The sequence below is a fragment of the Actinomadura nitritigenes genome (genome assembly GCF_017573545.1).
Classification (GTDB): Bacteria; Actinomycetota; Actinomycetes; order Streptosporangiales; family Streptosporangiaceae; genus Spirillospora; species Spirillospora nitritigenes.
The window spans coordinates 1-18,843 of sequence record NZ_JAGEOK010000010.1 but is presented as its reverse complement, the minus strand read 5'-3'; the positions used below and the strand labels follow the sequence as shown (position 1 = coordinate 18,843).

The following is an 18,843-nucleotide window of genomic DNA, read 5'->3' as shown; positions in this document are numbered from 1 at the left end:
CTTCGAGGTTCGAGAAATGACCGTTGACCAGGCAGACGACGTCGCGGCCCACGCCGCCAGGGGCGGCCGCGGACCGCGGCACGCCGTGCACGCGCCCTGGCCGGACGCTCCGCCGCCGCCCGCGCGACCGAACACTCCCGCGAGCGCCCCGGTGGCCGCGTCCGGCCTCGCCGGACTGTGGCCGGCCGCGCACGCCGGCACCCCGCGCACCGCGCGCCGCGTGCTGCCCGCGGAGATCACCGCACCCCGCACGGCGCGCGAGTTCACCCAGGCCACGCTGCGCGAGTGGGGCCTCGGCGAGCGTGCCGAGGACGTGGTCGTCGCCGTCTCAGAACTCGTGACCAACGCGCTGCGGCACGGCCTCGAGGGGCTCCCTCAGCCGCTGCCGCTGTGCCCGATCCAGGTCGTCCTCGTGGGGCACCCGCGACGGCTCGTCGTCACGGTGACCGACCCGGGGGCGCGTGCGCCCGAGGCCCTGCCGGGCGACCCCGACCGCTTCGTCGAAGGCGGCCGGGGCCTGCTCGTCGTGAGCGGCGTCAGCGACGCGTGGGGCTGGGCCCGGCTGTCCACCGGGGGGAAGGCCGTGTGGGCCTCCTTCGACCTGCGGGTCAGCCCTCCGCGGCACTGACCGGCGAGGGCACCGACCGGACCGGGCGCTCCAGCTCGCTGAGGAAGTCCTGCGCCCAGCGGTCCACGTCGTGCTCGATGACGCGGCGGCGCATCGACCGCATCCGCCGGGCCTGCTCGGCGGGCTCGGCGTTCAAGGCGGCCAGCAGCGTGCCCTTCAGCCCGTCGATGTCGTAGGGGTTGACCTGGAAGGCGCCCCGCTTCAGCTCCGCGGCGGCGCCGGCGAACTCGCTGAGCACCAGCGAGCCGCGCAGGTCGCGGCGGCAGGCCACGTACTCCTTGGCCACCAGGTTCATCCCGTCGCGCAGCGGCGTGACGACCATCACGTCCGCCGCCAGGTAGAGCGCGGTCAGCTCGGCGCGGTCATACGAGCTGTGCAGATAGTGGACGACCGGAAATCCGATCTCGCCGTATTCGCCGTTGATCCGGCCGACCTGCTGCTCGATCTCCTCGCGCAGCAGCTGGTACTGCTCCACGCGCTCCCGGCTCGGCGTCGCGATCTGCACCAGCACCGCCTGGCCCGGCTTGAGGTGGCCGTCTCCGAACAGCTCCCCGAACGCCTGGAGCCGCTGGGTGATGCCCTTCGTGTAGTCGAGCCGGTCGACGCCGAGCAGCACCGTCGCGTCCCCGAGGTCGCTGCGGATCTCCTGCGCGCGCTCGGTCACCTCGGGCCTCGCGACCAGGTCGTTCAGCTCGCCGACGTCCACCGAGATGGGGAACGCGCGGGCGCGCACGACCCGGTCGTCCCAGAACACGTCGTGCTTGAAGTAGCGGGTGTCCAGCAGCCGCCGGCACAGCCGCACGAAGTTCGCCGCCGCGCCGGGCAGCTGGAAGCCGACCAGGTCCGCGCCGAGCAGGCCCTCGAGGATCTGCCGCCGCCAGGGCAGCTGCCAGAACAGCTCGACCGGCGGGAACGGGATGTGCAGGAAGAAGCCGATGCGCAGGTCGGGGCGGAGCGCCCGCAGCATCGCCGGGACGAGCTGGAGCTGGTAGTCCTGCACCCAGACGATCGCGCCGTCGGCCGCGACCTTCGCCGCCGCCTCCGCGAACCGCCGGTTCACCCGCACGTAGGCGTCCCACATGGCGCGGTCGTAGACGGGCGGGGCGATCACGTCGTGGTACAGCGGCCACAGCGTGGCATTGGAAAAGCCCTCGTAGTAAAGGGCGACCTCCTCGGCGGACTGCGCGATGGGATGGAGCGACATGCCGTCCTCTTCGAACGGCTCCAGCTCCTCGCCGGGCGCGCCCGTCCAGCCGATCCACGTTCCGTTCCTGCGCCGCATCACCGGGGCGATGGCGCTGACGAGCCCGCCGGGGCTGCGCCGCCACGCCGGAACCCCGTCCGGCCCGACGCTCCGGTCCACCGGAAGCCGATTGGCCACCACAACGAACTCACTACCGCGCGACACCAGCGACCCGCCTCTCCAGGAACTCTCGGTCATCACCATGCCCAGAAACGGTCATCGGGAACATTGTGTCACTTCGACGTAAAGACCCGATGACAGCAAACCGGGATGTCAGGGAGGCGGGGCGCCCACGGCCCGGATTTGGACCGGACCATATCCCTTTCCGGGCTGGTGACGGTTGTTTACCCGAAAGTCACCTTCCCTGTGCGGCGGGCAGGAAAAGTTGCGTAGATCACACCGACGCGGCCGGGCGCGCCGCCGCCCGCAGGCGCAGGTGCCCGCCCGGCGCCTGCGGAACCGCCTGATAGCGGCCTTCCGGAGCACTCTCCATGGCGGCGAGCTGAGCCGACACCACGCGCATGGCGTTGGCCTGGGCGCGCGCGGGGTCCGGGTGGCGTCCGTACGCGCCGATGCCGGTCGGTTCGTGGAGGACCCGGAGCATGGTCTGCGCGCCAGGCTCGCGGGTGCAGTACAGGTCGATGCGGACGTCCTCGGGGCCGACCGGTGAGGGCTCCGCGTCGGGCAGGACGGTGACGTGCACGGCAACCAGGGCGTCGGCCGTTCGAACCGGCCCGTTGCCGGCCTTCAGGACCGACCACGGACCGGGCCCCTCCTCCCCCGCCGTGATCTCCAACGCCGCCCAGTGCGGCGGCGGGTCGTTGTAGAGGTGCTCGACGCGCCACCCCCGATCGCGCGCATCCTCCTGGTACGCGGTCACGGCGGCCTGGACGTGGCGGTGGCCGCCGTCCTCCGCGTCGATCAGCACGATCGCGTCGTACGGGTCGAAGGGGTCGCGGGCGGCGACGGCGGCGGCCAGGTCCGCCCGCAGGGACGCGGCCTCCCGGCCGATCCGGTCGGCCTCGGCACGCCAGGCGGGATCGGCGGCGAGATCGCCGGCGTCGCGCAGGTCGTCCAGAAGGGCCCGGAGGCGCAGCGCGTCCTCGGCGAGCGGCCGCAGTGCCGCTACGCAACGGCGCAGCCTGCGCGCGCGCCGGAAGTCCCGATGGACGTGTGGGTCCGCCAGCCGCGCCTCCAGGCCGGCGTATTCGGCCGTCAACGCCTCCCACGCGTCCATGGAGCCATCCTGGCAAGGCACCCGGCCCCTGCGCGCGGCAATTCGCACGCAGGGGCCGTAACCGATGCCTCTCGGCGGTGGTTGAAAGTGCAACTGGCGCGGCCGTGGCAGAGGTCGTTCAAATTCAGACCATCTAGAAACTTCAGCTCGAATCCACGTCAACTAGAATCTCGACATGACGGACGCGGGGGACGCCCTCGAACCGGCCGAGCTGCGCGCCTGGACGGCCTTCCTGGCCGCCGGCCACCTGCTCGACCACGCGATCGAACGCCAGCTCAAGCGGGACGGCGGGCTGTCGCACGCCGAGTTCGAGGTGCTGGTGCGGCTGCGCGGGGCGGACGGCGGCCGGCTGCGCATGTCCGACCTCGCCCGCGAGGTGATGATCTCCAAGAGCCGGCTCACCTACCAGGTCGGCCGCCTCGAGCAGGTGGGCCTGGTCAGGCGCACCGGCTGCGCGTCCGACCGGCGCTCGGTGTGGGCGGAGCTCACCGCGGAGGGCGCCGCGGCCCTCGACCGCGTCCGCCCCGGCCACCGCAGGGTGGTCCGGGAGGCCCTCATCGACGTTCTCACCGCCGAGGAGATCGAACTGCTCGGGGACGCCCTCACCCGCGTCGGCGACCGCCTCCGCGCCCGCTGACCGCCGCGTCCGCACCCCGCTCGCGGACGCGGCGCGCGCCCGCCGGGGTTCCCCGGACGGGGCCGTGCTGGGACGCTCGGTTCCATGCGGGACTTCGGCGGGATCGTGGAGCGGGCACCGGTCCGGGTGGTGCGGCCGGCCGGCGCGGACGAGGTCGTCGAGGCGCTGCGCGAGGCGCGGGCGCGGCGGCTGGAGGCGGTCCCCCGCGGCTGCGGGCACTCGACGTTCGGCCAGTCGCTGACCAGCGGGATCTGCCTCGACATGCGGGGCCTCGCCGGCGTCGGGGACGTCGCCTCCGGGCGCGCGGTCGCCGGCGCCGGGACGACGTGGCGCGAGGTGCTGGCGGCGACGCTGCCGCACGGCCTCGCGCCGCCCGTGCTGACCGACTTCCTCGACGTGACCGTCGGCGGGACGCTCTCCGCGGGCGGGGTCGGCGGCGCCTCGCACCGGCACGGGACGCAGGCCGACCACGTCCTCGGCCTCGACGTCGTGGCCGGCGGGCGCGCCGTCGCGTGCTCGCCGCGCGTCCGGCCGGACCTGTTCGACGCGGTCCGGGGCGGGCTCGGCCGGCACGGCGTGATCACGAGCGCGGCGCTGCGCCTCGTCCCGGCTCCGGAACGGGTGCTGACCTGCACGATCCCCTGCCGGGACGCGGCCGGTCTGCTGCGCGTGCAGGGCGAGGTCGCGGCCGACGACGTGGCGGGGCAGGCCAAACCGTCTCCCGACGGGTGGCGGTACGAGGTCAAGGCGACCCTGTACGGGGACGGCCCGGTCCCGCCGGGAACGGCCGAGACCGAGGAACTGCCCTTCCTCGCGTTCGCCGACCGCATGCGTACCGACGTCGAGGAGCTCGTCGCGCTCGGCGAGTGGGCCCGGCCGCATCCGTGGGTCATGGTGTTCCTGCCCCGGGACCGCGCCGCCGCCGTCATCGAGGCCACGCTGGAGGAGATGGCGCCGCGCGATCTCGGGCTCAGCGGCGTCGTCCTGATCAAGGCGCTGCGCGTCGGGCACGTGCCGATGCTCGCCGCGCCTCCGGAGCCGGTGCTGTTCAGCGTCCTGAAGACCGCCTCCCCCGGGTGCGCGGCCGTCCCGGAGATGCTCGCCGCCAACCGGGCGCTGCTCGACCGGGCCCGCGCCGCCGGCGGCACCGCCTACCGGGTCGGCGCGATTCCGAGGTGATTCCGGTCCGCGCGATGATTTCCGGACGGACCCCGGGTCTACTCCCGATGTCGATCGACACGACGCGGCGCGGCGGGCCGCGGGGGCCCCGCCGCACAGCCGCGCGCGGCGGTCAGGCGACGACCGGATAGGCCGACTGGAAGGCCAGGCGGCGGTCCGCGCCGGCGGCGATCCGGTCGCAGACGTCGTCGAGCCCCAGGAAGACCTCCCACCTCTCGGCGCCGGACGCGGCGGCCAGCACGTCCACGACGCGGTCCTCGAGGCCGGGAACGCGCTTGGCCTTCCAGACCTTGTCGGCGAGGCTGACGAGCAGGTCGTCGGCGCCGATGCCGGGGGCGTCCCAGGACGCGTGGGTGCGGGCGAAGCGCGCCAGCCGCTCCTCGACACCGCGTTCGCGGAGCAGCGCGTGCCCCGCCTCCTCGTGCCGCGACCCGGGCCCCGACAGCTCCTCCGGATGCAGGGCCTTGCCGATGTCGTGGGTCGCCGCGCCGAACAGGACGGCCCCGGCGTCCACGGCGAGCGCCGGATGCCGGTCGGCCGCCCAGGCGAGGAGTTCGGCGGCGACGTCGTGGACGGCCCGCAGATGCGCCGCCAGGCGGGGCGGCGCGTCCAGGTCCTCCAGCAGCCGGGCGGCCTCGTCCGGCAGCGGGCGCGGGCCGGGGTCGGTGAGGGCGCGTCGCAGGGCGTCGGACGGCACGGCTACTGGGCGAGGGCGATGACCTCGGCGCCGGGCAGGCCGGCCAGCGCCTTGCCGGGCAGGAGGATCTTCGACTTGCGGAGCCCGCTGCCGATGACGACCCGGGGCGCGGCGGCCACCGCCTCGTCCACCAGCACCGGCCAGCCGGCGGGCAGGCCCACCGGGGTGATGCCGCCGTACTCCATGCCGGTGAGCGAGGTGGCCTGGTCCATCGGCGCGAACGAGACCTTGCGGGCGCCGAGGTGCTTGCGGACGGCGCCGTTCACGTCGGCACGGTCGGTGGCGAGCACCATGCACGCCGCGTACGTCACCTCGCCGCCGCGCTTGGCCGCGACGACGACGCAGTTGGCGCTGACCTCCAGGGGCACGTCGTAGCGCTCGCAGAACGCCGCCGTGTCCGCCAGGTCCGGATCGATCGCGGCGGCCTCGGCGTCGGGGACGCCGCCGATCGCGGCCGCCACCGGGTCCGCCAGCAGGTCCGTCCGCCCGGCGGCCGGTTCCCAGTCGAGCTTGCCGACCATGGTCGTCTCCTCCCGTGTCACCGGCTCTCAGGAGCCGAGGTAGCGCAGCACCGCCAGCACGCGGCGGCTGTAGCCGGCGGCGTGCGACAGGTCCAGCTTGTCGAAGATCGCGTTGACGTGCTTCTCCACCGCGCTCTGCGAGACGTGCAGGTGCGCGGCGATCGAGGCGTTCGTGTGGCCCTGGGCCATGTGGTCGAGGACGTCGCGCTCGCGCGGGGTCAGCCGGGACAGCGGGTCGGCGTGCGTGCTGTGCGCCAGCAGCCGCCGCACCACCTCCGGATCGAACGCGGCCCCGCCGGCGCCGACGCGGTCGAGCGCGTCGAGGAACTCCTCCACCTGCGCCACCCGGTCCTTCAGCAGGTACCCGACGCCGGCGGTGTCCGCGGTGATCAGCTCGGCGGCGTAGCGCTTCTCGACGTACTGCGACAGGACGAGCACGCCGACGGCGGGCCAGCGGCGGCGGATCTCCAGCGCGGCGCGCAGGCCCTCGTCGGTGTGCGTCGGCGGCATCCGGACGTCCACGACGACCGCGTCCGGCGGGCCGCCCGCGACCGCCGCGATCAGCGCGTCGCCGTCGCCGACGGCCGCCGCGACCTCGTGGCCCTCCTCGGCGAGCAGCCGCACCAGGCCCTCGCGCAGCAGGGTGGAGTCCTCGGCCAGCATCACCCGCACGGCAGCTCCGCGGTGATCACGGTGGGGCCGCCGGGCGGGCTGTGCACGGCGAACGTCCCGTCCAGCGCGGCGACCCGGCGGGCCAGCCCGGCGAGCCCGCCGCCGGACGGGTCCGCCCCGCCGGTCCCGTCGTCCTCGATGCGCACGCCGATCATTGTCCCGGATCCCGCGACCTCCACGCGTACCCGTCCGGCGCCGGCGTGCTTGGCGGCGTTCGTGACGGCCTCGCAGACCACGAAGTACGCGGCGGTCTCGACCGCGTGCGGCGGGCGGCCCGGCACGTCGTAGCCGATCGTCACCGGGACCGCGGACCGCTCGGCGACCGATTCCAGCGCGGCCCGCAGCCCCTCGCCGTCGAGCGCCGCCGGGTAGACCCGCCAGGCGACCTCGCGGAGGTCCTCCAGCGCCCGCCGCGACTCCTCGTGCGCCTGCCTCAGCAGCTCGGCGGCCCTCGCGTGGTCGCCGGCGCGGCGCGCGCGGCCGATCAGCATGCCGAGCGCGACGAGCCGCTGCTGGACGCCGTCGTGCAGGTCGCGCTCGATGCGCCGGCGCTCGTCGTCCACGGCGTCGACGACCTGCGCGCGGGTGACGGAGAGCTGCGCGATCCGCCGCTCGTACTCGGCGAGGGGGCTCGGGCCGAGGCAGCGGCGCGCGACCGCCCGCTCCAGCGCCGCCACCCCGGCCAGCCCCTGGACGGCCAGGAACAGCAGGACCAGCCCGGCGACGCCGATGTACAGGACGATCCACCAGGACGGCCGGATGCCGTCCAGGTAGTCCCCGGTGATCCACCAGCTCACCGCGAGTTCGGCGACCATGGCGGCGCCGTAGCCGATCAGGGTGAGGATGGCCCCGCCGAGCAGCCCGACCGGGACCCGCAGGACGAGGTAGGCGAGGGCGCGCAGCGGACCGTACTCGGCGGCGCCGGTCTCGCCGAGGAACGCCAGCCGGCGGCGTTCCAGCTCGGTGAGGCGGCGCGCGCCGTCCGCGACGACGCCCGGCACGGCCCGCTGCCCGCGCGAGAACGCCAGCGCGTACGCCATGAGCAGCGCCGCGGCCGCCAGCAGGACCACCTCCACGGCGGCGGTGACCGCGCCGAGCAGCAGGCCGGCCCCGGCCCGCGCCGCCGCGGCGGCCATCGCGCGAGGGCCGCGGCGCGGTGCGGGCGGCGGGTCAGAGGATGCGGTCACGTTCGAGTTCTCGGTGGGGGTGCTGCCGGGCGGAGGCGCCGCGGTGCCGTCCACCGCGGGCCTTCACGATACGCACCGCCAGGAAGGCCGCGACCGCGACGGCCACCACCGCGACCACCGCCTTGGAGTAGACGCCGACGAGGTCCTGGACCGCCGTCCAGTTGTCGCCGAGCCAGTACCCGGCCAGCACGAACACCGTGTTCCACAGCAGGCTCCCCAGCGTCGTGTAGACGAGGAAGGCGGCCATCCGCATCCGCTCCAGCCCGGCCGGGACGGAGATCAGGCTCCGGAAGATCGGGATCATCCGGCCGAAGAACACCGCCTTGCCGCCGTGCCGGGCGAACCACGCCTCGGTGCGGTCGAGGTCGGCGAGCTTCACCAGCGGGAGCCGCGCGACCAGCGCGCGGATCCGGTCCCGGCCGATCAGCGCGCCGACGCCGTAGAGGGCCAGCGCGCCGATCACCGAGCCCAGCGTCGTCCATACCAGCGCGGCGGCCAGGCTCATCCGGCCCTGCGCGGCGGTGAAGCCGGCGAGCGGGAGGATCACCTCGCTCGGCAGCGGCGGGAAGAGGTTCTCCAGCGCGATCGCCACCCCGGCGCCGGGCGCGCCGAGCCGCTCCATCAGATGCGTCGCCCATCCGGTGATCCCGCCGGACGGCTCGCCGCCGGCCACCGCGGACGCCCACGCGTACGTCGTCTCGATCATGTCCTCGACGCTAGGAACCGGGCGTTCCCGCCACCATGGAGCGGGCCGCCGACCCGTCCGGGCGCGCGCCGCAGCCGGGCCCTGCGGAAAACCGCACCCGGTGCCAGAACTTGCCGGGCAAAGCCCTGAAAACCCGGCCGGAAACGGCGGATCGGCCTACCCTTGGGCCATCTCGTTCCGCCCCGCGCGCGTCCGCTCCGGGGTCCGACAGAAGGAGCCGCACGCGTGGCCGACGAACTCCCGGAGAGCGCGCCTCCCGGCATCGACACCTCCACGCCGACGTTCGCACGGGTGTACGACTACTTCCTCGGCGGCAAGGACAACTTCGCCGCCGACCGCGAGGTGGCCGACATGGTGATGCAGCTCGTGCCGGAGGCGCCGGTCGTCGCGCAGGGCAACCGGGTCGCGATCGGGCGGGCGGTGGAGTACCTGGCGGGCGAGGTCGGGATCGACCAGTTCGTGGACATCGGGTCGGGGCTCCCGACCTCGTCCAACGTGCACCAGTTCGCCCGCTCGGCGAACCCGGACGCCCGGGTGGTGTACGTGGACAACGACCCGATCGTGCTGGCGCACGGCCGGGCGCTGCTCACCGAGCGGGGCGTGGCCACGTTCATCCAGGGCGACCTCTACGAGCCGGAGAAGATCTTCAACGACCCGGCGCTGACCGGGCTGATCGACCTCGACCGGCCGGTGGCGCTGATCCTCGCCGCGATCATCCACCACGTGCCGGACGAGCGGGACCCGGCCGCCGTCGTGGGGGCGCTGCACCCGTTCCTGCCGAAGGGCAGCCACGTCGTGCTGACGCACCTGCACGACGCCGGCGACGACCCGCGCGTCGAGGAGGCCAAGCGGATCCTCCAGTCGGGCCTCGGCGGGTCGTACTTCCGGCCCGCGTCGCAGATCGAGGGGTTCATGGACGGGCTGACGATCCTGGAGCCCGGCGTCGCGAACGTGACGGAATGGCGCCCGAACGGGCCGAAGGGCCCGCTGGAGCACCCGCTGCACACCCAGATGGCGGCGGTGATGGGACGCAAGGACTGATCATCCGCGGGCCGCGGGGATCGGCGGCGGAGGGAGGCCGGATTCAGCGGAGAGTGAAACCGGCGGCGCCGCCGCCGCGGGCTCCGCGACGCTCGGATGCCCCCGATTCCCCAGGCCGTACGGGTTCCGGACCGCGCCCGGCCGGGGTTTCGGCCCCCCACCCGATCATGAGCCAGGCGAAGATTCTTTTCTGATCGACTTTTCCGTTAAGAGCCTTTCTTGTACCGTTCGCAGGGTTTTGTGAAGTGAATTCATGATCGGACTTTCCCGCCGCAAGATCATGTAAGGACGCCGCGATGCCCCTGGCGACTGGCCTGGCAGCGGCCGCGCTCCTCGGCCTGCTGACCCTGCTGGCCTCCGCGCGGCGCGCCGGGCGACGACCCCTGCGCGACGAGCACCCCGAGTCGCTGACGGCCGTGCTCGCACCCGGAGAGGAGGAGTACCTGGCGTGGCTGGCCGACCACCACTGGCCCGGCGACGAGTACCTCGACCTCGAGCACGAGTGGCGGGACGAGCTGGACCTCCCCGACCCGGCCGAGCACTACGAGTCGCCGCTGTGCCCGCAGTGCGACCGGCGCTGCGAGGACGTCTGGCCGTGCCCGACCTGCGGGCGCCTGCTGCACTCCTCGTGCGGGCACGGGATGCGGCGCCGCTGGGTCGACCGCCCCTACCGGGCGCACGGCCTGAACTCCGAGGCCGTCATCGCCGAGTGGATCTGCACCGGATGCCTGTCGGTCGTCGGCCTCGACGTCGATCACGGCGGCGAACCGGACGAGGGGCTTCTGCGCTGAACGTCCCGATGTGCCCCAACTTGTCCGGCGGCACACGCGACGAACGGTAAAGAATCCCCCCTTGACTTGCATATTTCGGACGAACGGCGGCAGGCTTCCACTATGTCCTTAATCACAGGGACGTCCGTGGAGGAACCCGTGACCGATCAACGCGCACCGTCCTGCCCGCACCAGCCGCCGTGCCCCCGGCCCGACGCGCTGGACCGCGAGGCCGCGAGAACCGTCGCCGCCCACCCGGAGCAGGGATGGAGCCTGCTCTGCAACGGCATCGTCGTCTTCGAGGACACCGGCGAGCTGCTGCCGGACGGACGCGTGATCGCCCCGCACCGTCCCACCACCGCCGCCTAGCGGCGCCGCGCGGCCCGCGGGCCCCCGCGCCTCCTCCCCGCTTCCGCCCGCGAGGCCGCCGCACCGCTCCGGCGGTCCTCCCGCCGTGCCGCCCGGCGACCGCCCCCGCCGCGCGGCATGCGTCGGTCAGGCCGGCCCGATCGTGATCGGGACGGCGTTCAGCCACGCCATCCCGGCCAGCGGCTCCAGGTCCGCCGGATCCGGCGACGCGAGCACGTTGACGTTCGCGCCGCCCGCCGCGTTCGCCGTCCGCCAGCCGCCCCGGTGCCCCCACCCGTGCGGGACCGCGACGGTGCCCTCGGTCATCTCGTCGGTGACCAGCGCGGTCAGCTCGATCGCCCCGTGCGGCGACGTGATCCGGCACGGCGCGCCGTCCTCGATCCCGTGCGCGGCCGCGTCCTTCGGGTTGATCCGCGCCGCCTGGACGCGCCCGCCGCGCATCAGCGCGGGCGCGTTGTGCATCCAGGAGTTGTGCGAGCGCATCTCGCGGAGGCCGATCAGCCGCAGCGGGAAGCCGTCCGGCGGCTCCGGCGCCCCGGCCAGCCGCCGCACCTCGGCGGCGATCTCGGGCGGGGCGAGATGCACCCGCTTGTCCTTGTGCAGGATGCGGCGGCGCAGCGTCCCCGTCCGCTGGTGCTCGGCGAGCACGACGCCGTGCGGCGACCTCCGCAGCCGGCGCAGGCTGAGCCCGTCGCGCCTGCCGAGCACCCGGCGCAGGCCGTACCAGTCCCCCGCCGGGCCCGTTCGCAGCAGCGCGTCCACCAGGAACCGCGGCGACGGCCGGACGCCCAGCCGGTGCGCGAGGCGCTGCAGGGGGAACGTGCCGACGCCGATCCCCATCCGGCGCGCCAGCGCCTCGATGATCTCCCACTCCTGGCGGGCCTCCCCGCGCGGCGCGACGACCGGCTCCGTCCACGTCACGTACGGGGTGAGGTGGTTCTGCAGGAACGGCAGCGGCAGGTCCTCGCGCTCCAGGAACGTGGTCGCCGGCAGCACGTAGTCCGCCTTGCGGCCGGTGTCGGTGACGTAGAGGTCGATGGTGACCAGCAGGTCCAGCTCGTCCAGCGCCCCGCCGAGCGCCTCGCCGCCCGGGACGCTCAGCGCCGGGTTGCCGCCGGAGACGACCAGCGCGCGGAGCCGTCCCGGACCGGGCGTGGTGATCTCCTCGGCCATCACCCCGGCGGGGAAGGTGCCGAGGATGTCCGGGTACCCGCCGACACGCGAGCGGGTCCGGCCGTAGGTCGCGAGCCCGGACAGCCGCAGGATCTCGTCCAGCCAGAGCGGCGCGGCGCCGAACACCGCCCCGCCCGGACGGTCCAGGTTGCCGGTCACCAGCGTCACCGCGTCGATGAGGAACGCGGTCAGCGTCCCGTGCCGGCCGAGGCAGGTGCCCGTCCGGCCGTACACGACGGCCCGCTCGGCCCGCGCCAGATCGCGGGCCAGCTCCCGGACGGCCGCCGCCGGGACGCCGCTGCGGGCCTCGGTCTCCTCGGGCGGGAAGCCGTCCGCGAGCGCGCGCAGCTCCCCGGCGCCGGACGCCTGGCGCGCGCAGGCGGCGCGGTCCTGCAGCCCCTCCTCGAAGATCACGTGGAGCATCGAGAGCAGCAGCCAGGCGTCCCCGTCCGGGCGGACGGGGAGGTGCTCGTAGGCGCGGGCCGTCTCGGTCCGGCGCGGGTCGGCGACCACGACCCGCCCGCCGCGCGCCACGATCGCCGACAGGTCCTCGCGGATGCGCGGCGCGGTGATCAGGCTGCCGTGCGACACCAGCGGGTTCGCGCCGAGCATCAGCAGCAGGCCGGTGCGCTTGAGGTCGGGGATCGGGACCAGCACCGGCGCCCCGTACAGCAGCGCGCTCGCCGCGAACCGGTTGTTCACGTCCTGCGAGCCCGCCGAGTACAGGTGCGGCGACCTCAGCGCCGCCATGAACCCGTTCAGCCACAGCGGATGGCTGTAGGAGAACGTCGCCGGGTTGCCGAAGTACCAGCCGATCGACGACCCGCCGTGCTCGCGGCGCAGGGCGTTCAGCCTCCCGGCGATGCCGCCGAGCGCCTCGTCCCAGCTCACCCGCTCGAACCCGCCGTCCGGGCGGCGCCGCAGCGGATGCACGACCCGGTCCGGGTCGTTCTGGACCTCGGTCATCGCGATGCCCTTGGGGCAGGCGAACCCCCGGGACAGCGGATGCTCCTTGTCGGGGCGGATCCGGACGACCTTCCCGTCCTCGACGGTGGCCTCCAGCCCGCACAGCGGCTCGCAGATCCGGCAGTAAGTGGTCACTGACGCCATGCGTCCGATTGTGCCACCGTCACCGGATCACGTGCCGGTCGTATCCGAGCGCGACCAGTTCCTCGTACGCCGCCCACACCGCCACCGGGACCGGCATCGGCACCTGGAACCCCCGCTCGGCGTACACCTCCATCCGCTGCAGGTCGCCGACCATCAGCTCGATGAACCGACGCTCGTCGTCCCCGGTCCCGTACGCGTCGTACCCGAGGTCCGGACAGGCCGCGATCCAGTCCGCTTCGGGCCACTGTCTGCGCGCCGTGGCCAGTGCCCGCCGGGTCATGTACGGCTTGGCGACCAAAATCCCGCTCCGCAGATCGAGGCGTCCGTCAAGCAACCGTCTGGTCGCGGTGATGTTCTCCCCCGTGTTCGTGGCGGTCTCCTCCAGCAGCAGGGCGCCCTCCGGAACCCCCTGGTCGCGCGCCACACGCGCGAAGACCTGGGCCTCCGTCTCCGTCCACGCCGAAGTGATCTTGCCGCGGCCGCCGGTGACGACCACCACCGGAGCCCATCCCGCGTGCTAAAGCCTCGCCGCGTGCGCCGCCACCCGCGTGTCGTGGCACCCCAGCGCGAGGATCGCGTCAGCCTTGGAGAGGGGGCCGGTGAGCACCAGGTGATCCCAGACGACGCGGGCCAGTTCGCGGGCCCGCTCGTCGACCGCCGCATGAGACTCCACAGCGCCATTGTCTCCGGCGGCCCGCATGTCGGCTCCCATCCGATAGGTCGTCCAGGTAGCGTTCAACTGTTTTGCTACTTACGCAAGAATCATGTGGAACTCGACCGCGAAAGGACGGGGTGGTGTCGTGATCACAGTCCTGGTCCTGGTGTCAGTGGCCGCCCTGTTCGGCCTGTGCCTGCTTCGTCCCGCGGCGCCCCCTGCCCAGGACGGGCCGCCCGCCATCGAGCCCGCGTCCGCCGCCGACCCCGCTCCCGACCCCGTCGCCGACCTCGCCACCGACCCCGGCGGCGTCCATCCCGAGTCCATGACCGCCGAACTCGACCCGGGCGACGAGGAGTACCTCGCCTTCCTCGCCAACGAGCTCTGGCCCGAGGACGAGTACCTCGAACCCGAGCACACGACCGACGGCGAAGAAGAGTCCGGCGGCAGCGACATGCTCCTCTGACCCCGCCCCGGAGCGGTCAGGGGTGGGGGCTTTCGAAGAGGGCGCTGACCGACTCGCCGTTGTGGATGCGGCGGACCGCCTCGGCCAGGGCCGGGGCGATGGACAGGACCCGCAGCTTGTCGCCGCGCTCGCCGTCAGGGACGGGCACGGTGTTGGTGCAGACGATCTCCAGCACGTCCGGCTCGGCGGACAGCCGCTGCAGCGCGCCCGCCGAGAACAGGCCGTGGGTGCAGGCGACCCGGACGGTGCGCGGGCCGAGCTCGCGGAGCCGGTCCAGCAGCTCCAGGACGGTGCTGCCCTTGGCGATCTCGTCGTCCAGCACGATCACGTCCCGGCCCGCGATCTCGCCGATGACCGAGCTGATCCGCACCCGGTCGTCGGAGAAGCGCTGCTTGGCGCCGGCCGCCACCTGCGCGCCGAGCAGCCGGGCGAAGGCCGCGGCCTCCTTGGCGTTGCCGAGGTCGGGCGAGACGACGGTGGTGCGCGACAGGTCGTACTGCCGGAAGTGCTCGGCGAGCTCGCGGAGCGCGTGCAGGTGGTCCACCGGGACGGAGAAGAAGCCGTGCACCTGCGGCGAGTGCAGCGTCATCGCCAGCACGCGGCTCGCGCCGGACGCGACGAGCAGGTCGGCGACGAGCCGGCCGCCGATCGAGATGCGCGGCGCGTCCTTCTTGTCGGACCGCGCGTAGGAGTAGTGCGGCATCACGACGGTGATGCGGCTCGCGGACGCGCCGCGCGCCGCGTCGCACATGAGGAGCAGCTCGACCAGGTGCTCCTGGACGGGCGCGACGAGCGGCTGGATGAGGAACACGTCCCGCTCGCGGCAGTTGGCCTGGAGCTGGACCTCGAGGCAGTCGTTGGCGAACCGGGACACCCGGGCCGGGCTCAGCGGGACCCCCAGATGGGCGCAGACCTCGGCGGCGAGCTCGGGGTGGGCGCTCCCGCTGAACACGGCGATGTCTCGCACGAACCGCTCCTCACGTGGTCGACTCCAGCGGCCTCGCACATGCTATTTCGGCCAGGTCCGCCGCCCACGGGCGCCCCGCCCCGCCGCGCCGGGCGCGGTCAGGGCGTCAGGGGCGTGCGGCGCGGGCGGATCGTGCGGCGGCGGATCAGCCACCCGTCGCCGTCGCGCACCAGCGTGTCGTCGTAGGTGGCGCCGACGCAGCCGCGGTCCGGCAGCAGGGCGATGGCCTTCGAGACGGCGTGCGCGCGGTCCCCGTCCACGCCGGTGACGACGACGTTGGTGACGTGGTGGGCCAGCGGGTTGCGGTCGCCGAGGTCCAGGGCGGCCTGCTTCAGCGCGGCGCGGCCCTCGATCAGGCCGCCGCCGATGGCGGTCACGTCGTAGACGACGTCCTCGGTGAACAGCTCCGTCATGCGGTCGAGCTCGCCGGTGTCGGCGTAGTGGCCGTGCAGCGAGATCACATCGGTGATCGCCAGCCGGTCCTCGATGGTGGGGGTCACGGGAATCCTCTCGGGAGGGAAAACGGGGAACTCCCCGTTTATCGGCCAGCGTAGCGAGCGGGGTCCGGTGCGGCAACGCCCGCCGCCCGCCGAACCGCGGGACACGCCGCGCGGCGCTGGGTTAGCGTTCGGCGGGGAACGCCCCCACGGCGGTCCGCGCAGAGGCAGGCATGAGCACAGGTGCGGCCGAACAGGCCGGAGACGGCTTCCACGAGGAGTGGGAGACCGGCCCCACGGTGGCCAGGATGGTCCTCGGCGCCCAGCTGCGGCGGCTGCGCGAGGCCGGCGGCCACAGCCTGGAGGACGCCGAGGCCGTGCTCCGCCGGTCGCGGACCTGGATCAGCCGGCTGGAACTCGGCCGGGCGGAGCTGCGGCTGCGCGAGGTCGCGGACCTGTGCGCCGCGTACGGCGCCACCGACCGGGCCGCGGTCGCCACGCTGCTGGGCCTGGCGCGGCAGGCGAACGCGTCCCGCTGGTGGTCCGCGTTCCGGGACGTGGTCCCGCGCTGGTACGAGCCGTACCTGGAGCTGGAGCAGTCGGCAAGCCTCATCCGCGCCTACGAGGCACAGGTCGTCCCGGACCTGCTGCAGACGGAGGCGTACACGCGCGCGCTGTTCGGTGAGCACCGGGGCGCCGGCGAGGCGGAGCGGCTCGCCGAGCTGCGGGCCGTCCGGCGCCGCATCCTGCACAGGCCGGCGCCCGCGCGGCTGTGGGCGGTGATCGAGGAGGCCGCGCTGCGGCGCGGGCCGGGTGGGCGGACGGTCGCCTTCGCGCAGTTCGAGCACCTGCTGGACGTCTGCGACCTGCCCCACGTCACCCTGCAGGTGCTGCCGCTGGCGGCGGACGCGGCGCCGCCCGTGGCCGGCGGGTCGTTCTCGCTGCTGCGGCCGCCGCAGCCCGAACTGCCCGACGTCGTGTACGTGGAACGATTGAACGGGGCGGTGTACCCGTCCGGGCCGGGCGCGGTGCCCTACTGGCACACCATGAACCGGCTCGTGCTGGCCGCCGCGCCCGCCACCGCGACGCAGGCGATCCTGTGGCGGATCCTGCGCGGCCTGTGATGGCGATACGGGCCCCGGCCGGGCCGCCCGGCTGGCAGCATGAAGCCGGACAGGTCAGCTCCCTGCCGGCAAGGGCGACCAGACATGATCGACGACGCTTCCCGGCCCGCCGGGCCGGACGCCTTCATCCGCGCGCTCAACGCGCTCTACGACTCCTGCAACCGGCCGCCGTACCGCAGGCTCGCGGAGGTCTCCGAGCACCTCGGCGAGCTCTACGGCCGGCGGGACCTCCCGTCGCTGTCGACGACCGGGATCTTCGACGTGCTCGCCGGGCGGCGCAAGCGGCTCCCCACCGCCGCCTGGGTGGCGAGCTTCGTGCTCTGCTGCCAGCGCCGCGCCTGGGAGACCGGCGTGCGCTCCGGCGATCCGGGCACCGCGTCGCTGCCCGCGTGGCAGGCCCGGCTGCGCGCCGCCCGGTCCCCGGGCCGGACCGTCCCGCCGCCCCGCCCGCCCGCGGATACGGAGAGCACGGGGCCGGGGCGCGCGCTCGCGCCGCCGGAGGGGGAACCGGTCAGGCCGGTGCGGCTGACGGAGTCGCAGCGGGCGACCGTCGCCGGGTACGGCCCGCGCGGCCGGGCGCTGCTCGATCGCGCGGCGGCCGGGGACGCCGACGCGCTCTACCGGGTCGCGGTGCTGCTCGGCACCGACCCGGCCCGCGGCGGGGAGACCGTCCCGCTGCTGATCGAGGCCGCGGCGGCCGGCCATCCCGGCGCGCTGGACCTGCTGGACGCCTCGCCCGACGGGCTGGACGCCGCGGAGGCGGCCCGCCGCGCCCACCTGCTCGGCGACCAGGCGGGCCGGGGCGGCGCGGCGGCGGACGGGGAGGCCGCGCTCGTCTACTACAAGGCCGCCGTGCAGGGCGGGCGGCTCGACGCGGCGTTCGCGATCACCGAGATCCTTCGGCACGCGGACGGGGCCCCCGGCGGCCGGGGTCCGGGCTAGGGCTTGCGGCCGACGCCGCCGTAGGCGTCGACGGGCTCCGGCTCGGTCCCGACGGTCACCTCGGGCCGCCACTCGTTCACCGGGACGACGCCGGGGTCCAGCAGTTCGAGGCCGTCGAAGAAGCGGCGGATGCCCTCGGGCGTGCGCAGCACCAGGCCGGCGTTGCCGGAGGCGTTCCACACGTCGACGATCCGGTCGGACGCCTCGCCGTGGACGACGTTCGTCCCGTCGTACATGGCGAAGTAGCTGCCGGGCGGCACCGCGTCCAGCAGCCGCCGGACGACCGCGTACGCCTGCTCGTCGTCGGTGACGAACTCCAGGATGCCCATCAGCGTGAGCGCGACGGGACGATCGAGGTCGACGGTCTCGGCGGCCTTCGCGATGATGCGGTCCGGGTCGCGCAGGTCGGCGTCGACGTAGGCGGTCGCGCCCTCGGGGGTGCTGGTGAGGAGCGCCTGCGCGTGCGCGAGGACCAGCGGGTCGTTGTCCACGTAGACGATCTTCGCGTCGGGCGCCGCGCGCTGCGCGACCTCGTGGGTGTTGTCGACGGTGGGGAGGCCCGTCCCGATGTCGACGAACTGGCGGACGCCCGCCTCGGCGGCCAGGTGCCAGACCACCCGGTTGAGGAACAGCCGGGACGCGCGGGCGAGGCGCGCCACGTCCGGGAGGATCCCGAGGATCTGGTCGCCGACCTCCCGGTCGACGGGATAGTTGTCCTTGCCGCCCAGCCAGTAGTTCCAGATGCGCGCCACGTGCGAGGTGCTCGTGTCGATCTCGGGTACGGGCCCTGTTCCGCTCATGCGCGCTCCCTCGTCCGCGGTGGACCGCCGGCACCACCATCCTGACGGCACTCCCCCGGCGGCGACAGCCCTTTCGCCGTCATCCGCCGTCCTGGGGGTCTTCCCGCGGGAAGGCCCGTCAGCCGCGGTCCGGTCGCGGGTACGAGCGCCGGGTCACTTGAGGAGCTGGCGGGCGATGACCATGCGCTGGATCTGGTTGGTGCCCTCGTAGATCTGGGTGATCTTGGCGTCGCGCATCATCCGCTCCACCGGGAACTCCCGCGTGTACCCGTACCCGCCCAA

General features: G+C 74.2%; 23 protein-coding genes. 9 read left to right on the top strand and 14 right to left on the bottom strand.

All coding sequences use genetic code 11. The annotated features are described in order from the left end of the window. The first annotated feature begins 16 nt into the window (after window positions 1–16). The gene (locus J4557_RS16590; protein WP_208267446.1) at window positions 17–628 is read left to right on the top strand and encodes an ATP-binding protein; all 612 of its coding nucleotides are present in this window, start codon (window positions 17–19) and stop codon (window positions 626–628) included. On the opposite strand, the gene J4557_RS16585 is transcribed toward J4557_RS16590, so the two are convergent. Together J4557_RS16585 and J4557_RS16580 are read right to left on the bottom strand one after the other, a co-directional pair. After that, window positions 609–2,069: an alpha,alpha-trehalose-phosphate synthase (UDP-forming) gene (locus J4557_RS16585; protein WP_279576087.1), complete on the bottom strand. Its 1,461-nt coding sequence runs from the start codon at window positions 2,067–2,069 to the stop codon at window positions 609–611. The genes J4557_RS16590 and J4557_RS16585 overlap by 20 nt on opposite strands. A 196-nt stretch (window positions 2,070–2,265) precedes the next feature. Continuing rightward, window positions 2,266–3,108, bottom strand: coding sequence for a PCRF domain-containing protein (locus J4557_RS16580; protein WP_208267444.1), 843 nt, complete (start codon window positions 3,106–3,108; stop codon window positions 2,266–2,268). A gap of 175 nt (window positions 3,109–3,283) precedes the next feature. Here J4557_RS16580 and J4557_RS16575 point away from each other — a divergent pair, with 175 nt between their 5' ends. Together J4557_RS16575 and J4557_RS16570 are read left to right on the top strand one after the other, a co-directional pair. Beyond that, window positions 3,284–3,745 (top strand): MarR family winged helix-turn-helix transcriptional regulator, encoded by a 462-nt coding sequence (locus J4557_RS16575; RefSeq protein WP_208267443.1) that lies wholly within the window; start codon window positions 3,284–3,286, stop codon window positions 3,743–3,745. A gap of 84 nt (window positions 3,746–3,829) precedes the next feature. Next, complete coding sequence (locus tag J4557_RS16570; protein WP_208267442.1) at window positions 3,830–4,924, top strand: FAD-binding protein; 1,095 nt, start codon at window positions 3,830–3,832, stop codon at window positions 4,922–4,924. A gap of 112 nt (window positions 4,925–5,036) precedes the next feature. Here the strand turns inward: J4557_RS16570 and J4557_RS16565 are convergent, their stop codons facing one another. From J4557_RS16565 to J4557_RS16545, 5 genes are read right to left on the bottom strand one after another with little or no spacing between them, the layout of a single operon-like run. After that, window positions 5,037–5,621: an HDIG domain-containing metalloprotein gene (locus J4557_RS16565; protein ID WP_307799873.1), complete on the bottom strand. Its 585-nt coding sequence runs from the start codon at window positions 5,619–5,621 to the stop codon at window positions 5,037–5,039. Window positions 5,622–5,623: 2 nt separating this feature from the next. Next, window positions 5,624–6,142, bottom strand: a complete 519-nt coding sequence (locus tag J4557_RS16560) for a YbaK/EbsC family protein (RefSeq protein ID WP_208267441.1) — start codon at window positions 6,140–6,142, stop codon at window positions 5,624–5,626. Between the two features lie 27 nt (window positions 6,143–6,169). After that, on the bottom strand, window positions 6,170–6,814 hold the full coding sequence (locus J4557_RS16555; RefSeq protein ID WP_208267440.1) for a response regulator: 645 nt from the start codon (window positions 6,812–6,814) through the stop codon (window positions 6,170–6,172). Continuing rightward, window positions 6,805–8,001, bottom strand: a complete 1,197-nt coding sequence (locus J4557_RS16550) for a sensor histidine kinase (RefSeq protein ID WP_307799870.1) — start codon at window positions 7,999–8,001, stop codon at window positions 6,805–6,807. The genes J4557_RS16555 and J4557_RS16550 overlap by 10 nt, the downstream gene beginning before the upstream one ends. Next, window positions 7,985–8,707 (bottom strand): DedA family protein, encoded by a 723-nt coding sequence (locus J4557_RS16545; protein ID WP_243775889.1) that lies wholly within the window; start codon window positions 8,705–8,707, stop codon window positions 7,985–7,987. The genes J4557_RS16550 and J4557_RS16545 overlap by 17 nt, the downstream gene beginning before the upstream one ends. A gap of 225 nt (window positions 8,708–8,932) precedes the next feature. On the opposite strand from J4557_RS16545, the gene J4557_RS16540 reads away from it, so the two are divergent. From J4557_RS16540 to J4557_RS49630, 3 genes are all read left to right on the top strand, one after another. After that, window positions 8,933–9,748: an SAM-dependent methyltransferase gene (locus tag J4557_RS16540; RefSeq protein WP_208267439.1), complete on the top strand. Its 816-nt coding sequence runs from the start codon at window positions 8,933–8,935 to the stop codon at window positions 9,746–9,748. A gap of 296 nt (window positions 9,749–10,044) precedes the next feature. Beyond that, window positions 10,045–10,539, top strand: a complete 495-nt coding sequence (locus tag J4557_RS16535; RefSeq protein ID WP_208267438.1) for a hypothetical protein — start codon at window positions 10,045–10,047, stop codon at window positions 10,537–10,539. Between the two features lie 138 nt (window positions 10,540–10,677). Beyond that, window positions 10,678–10,887: a DUF5999 family protein gene (locus tag J4557_RS49630; RefSeq protein WP_190858671.1), complete on the top strand. Its 210-nt coding sequence runs from the start codon at window positions 10,678–10,680 to the stop codon at window positions 10,885–10,887. Between the two features lie 126 nt (window positions 10,888–11,013). On the opposite strand, the gene J4557_RS16525 is transcribed toward J4557_RS49630, so the two are convergent. From J4557_RS16525 to J4557_RS16515, 3 genes are read right to left on the bottom strand one after another with little or no spacing between them, the layout of a single operon-like run. Continuing rightward, the gene (locus tag J4557_RS16525) at window positions 11,014–13,170 is read right to left on the bottom strand and encodes a molybdopterin-containing oxidoreductase family protein (RefSeq protein ID WP_243775887.1); all 2,157 of its coding nucleotides are present in this window, start codon (window positions 13,168–13,170) and stop codon (window positions 11,014–11,016) included. Window positions 13,171–13,189: 19 nt separating this feature from the next. Continuing rightward, entirely contained in the window at window positions 13,190–13,669 is a 480-nt protein-coding gene (locus tag J4557_RS16520) for a YdcF family protein (protein ID WP_208267437.1), read from the bottom strand. 18 nt (window positions 13,670–13,687) lie between these two features. Beyond that, complete coding sequence (locus J4557_RS16515) at window positions 13,688–13,843, bottom strand: hypothetical protein (RefSeq protein WP_208267436.1); 156 nt, start codon at window positions 13,841–13,843, stop codon at window positions 13,688–13,690. A gap of 127 nt (window positions 13,844–13,970) precedes the next feature. Here J4557_RS16515 and J4557_RS16510 point away from each other — a divergent pair, with 127 nt between their 5' ends. Beyond that, a complete protein-coding gene (locus J4557_RS16510; RefSeq protein ID WP_208267435.1) occupies window positions 13,971–14,291 on the top strand; it encodes a hypothetical protein in 321 nt (106 codons plus the stop codon). A gap of 16 nt (window positions 14,292–14,307) precedes the next feature. Here the strand turns inward: J4557_RS16510 and J4557_RS16505 are convergent, their stop codons facing one another. Both J4557_RS16505 and J4557_RS50920 read right to left on the bottom strand, forming a co-directional pair. Then, window positions 14,308–15,258 (bottom strand): ribose-phosphate diphosphokinase, encoded by a 951-nt coding sequence (locus J4557_RS16505; protein ID WP_208267434.1) that lies wholly within the window; start codon window positions 15,256–15,258, stop codon window positions 14,308–14,310. 98 nt (window positions 15,259–15,356) lie between these two features. Continuing rightward, window positions 15,357–15,758, bottom strand: a complete 402-nt coding sequence (locus J4557_RS50920; protein WP_208267433.1) for a nuclear transport factor 2 family protein — start codon at window positions 15,756–15,758, stop codon at window positions 15,357–15,359. A gap of 170 nt (window positions 15,759–15,928) precedes the next feature. On the opposite strand from J4557_RS50920, the gene J4557_RS16495 reads away from it, so the two are divergent. After that, window positions 15,929–16,819 carry a helix-turn-helix domain-containing protein gene (locus J4557_RS16495; protein ID WP_208267432.1) on the top strand — a complete coding sequence of 297 codons (891 nt, stop codon included), beginning with the start codon at window positions 15,929–15,931 and terminating at the stop codon, window positions 16,817–16,819. An 84-nt stretch (window positions 16,820–16,903) separates the two neighbouring features. Beyond that, on the top strand, window positions 16,904–17,761 hold the full coding sequence (locus J4557_RS16490) for a hypothetical protein (RefSeq protein ID WP_208267431.1): 858 nt from the start codon (window positions 16,904–16,906) through the stop codon (window positions 17,759–17,761). Here the strand turns inward: J4557_RS16490 and J4557_RS16485 are convergent. Together J4557_RS16485 and J4557_RS16480 are read right to left on the bottom strand one after the other, a co-directional pair. After that, window positions 17,758–18,561: an SAM-dependent methyltransferase gene (locus J4557_RS16485; protein ID WP_208267430.1), complete on the bottom strand. Its 804-nt coding sequence runs from the start codon at window positions 18,559–18,561 to the stop codon at window positions 17,758–17,760. The genes J4557_RS16490 and J4557_RS16485 overlap by 4 nt on opposite strands. Before the next feature lie 153 nt (window positions 18,562–18,714). Next, window positions 18,715–18,843 (bottom strand): acyl-CoA dehydrogenase family protein (locus J4557_RS16480; protein WP_279576085.1); only part of this gene is annotated, 129 nt, incomplete at its 5' end.

Excerpts from the sequence above, each read along its gene's own strand:
- J4557_RS16590 (WP_208267446.1), top strand. The coding sequence starts at position 17 with ATGACCGTTGACCAGGCAGACGACGTCGCGGCCCACGCCGCCAGGGGC.
- J4557_RS16585 (WP_279576087.1), bottom strand. The coding sequence starts at position 2,069 with ATGACCGAGAGTTCCTGGAGAGGCGGGTCGCTGGTGTCGCGCGGTAGT.
- J4557_RS16580 (WP_208267444.1), bottom strand. The coding sequence starts at position 3,108 with ATGGACGCGTGGGAGGCGTTGACGGCCGAATACGCCGGCCTGGAGGCG.
- J4557_RS16575 (WP_208267443.1), top strand. The coding sequence starts at position 3,284 with ATGACGGACGCGGGGGACGCCCTCGAACCGGCCGAGCTGCGCGCCTGG.
- J4557_RS16570 (WP_208267442.1), top strand. The coding sequence starts at position 3,830 with ATGCGGGACTTCGGCGGGATCGTGGAGCGGGCACCGGTCCGGGTGGTG.
- J4557_RS16560 (WP_208267441.1), bottom strand. The coding sequence starts at position 6,142 with ATGGTCGGCAAGCTCGACTGGGAACCGGCCGCCGGGCGGACGGACCTG.
- J4557_RS16545 (WP_243775889.1), bottom strand. The coding sequence starts at position 8,707 with ATGATCGAGACGACGTACGCGTGGGCGTCCGCGGTGGCCGGCGGCGAG.
- J4557_RS16535 (WP_208267438.1), top strand. The coding sequence starts at position 10,045 with ATGCCCCTGGCGACTGGCCTGGCAGCGGCCGCGCTCCTCGGCCTGCTG.
- J4557_RS16525 (WP_243775887.1), bottom strand. The coding sequence starts at position 13,170 with ATGGCGTCAGTGACCACTTACTGCCGGATCTGCGAGCCGCTGTGCGGG.
- J4557_RS16495 (WP_208267432.1), top strand. The coding sequence starts at position 15,929 with ATGAGCACAGGTGCGGCCGAACAGGCCGGAGACGGCTTCCACGAGGAG.
- J4557_RS16490 (WP_208267431.1), top strand. The coding sequence starts at position 16,904 with ATGATCGACGACGCTTCCCGGCCCGCCGGGCCGGACGCCTTCATCCGC.
- J4557_RS16485 (WP_208267430.1), bottom strand. The coding sequence starts at position 18,561 with ATGAGCGGAACAGGGCCCGTACCCGAGATCGACACGAGCACCTCGCAC.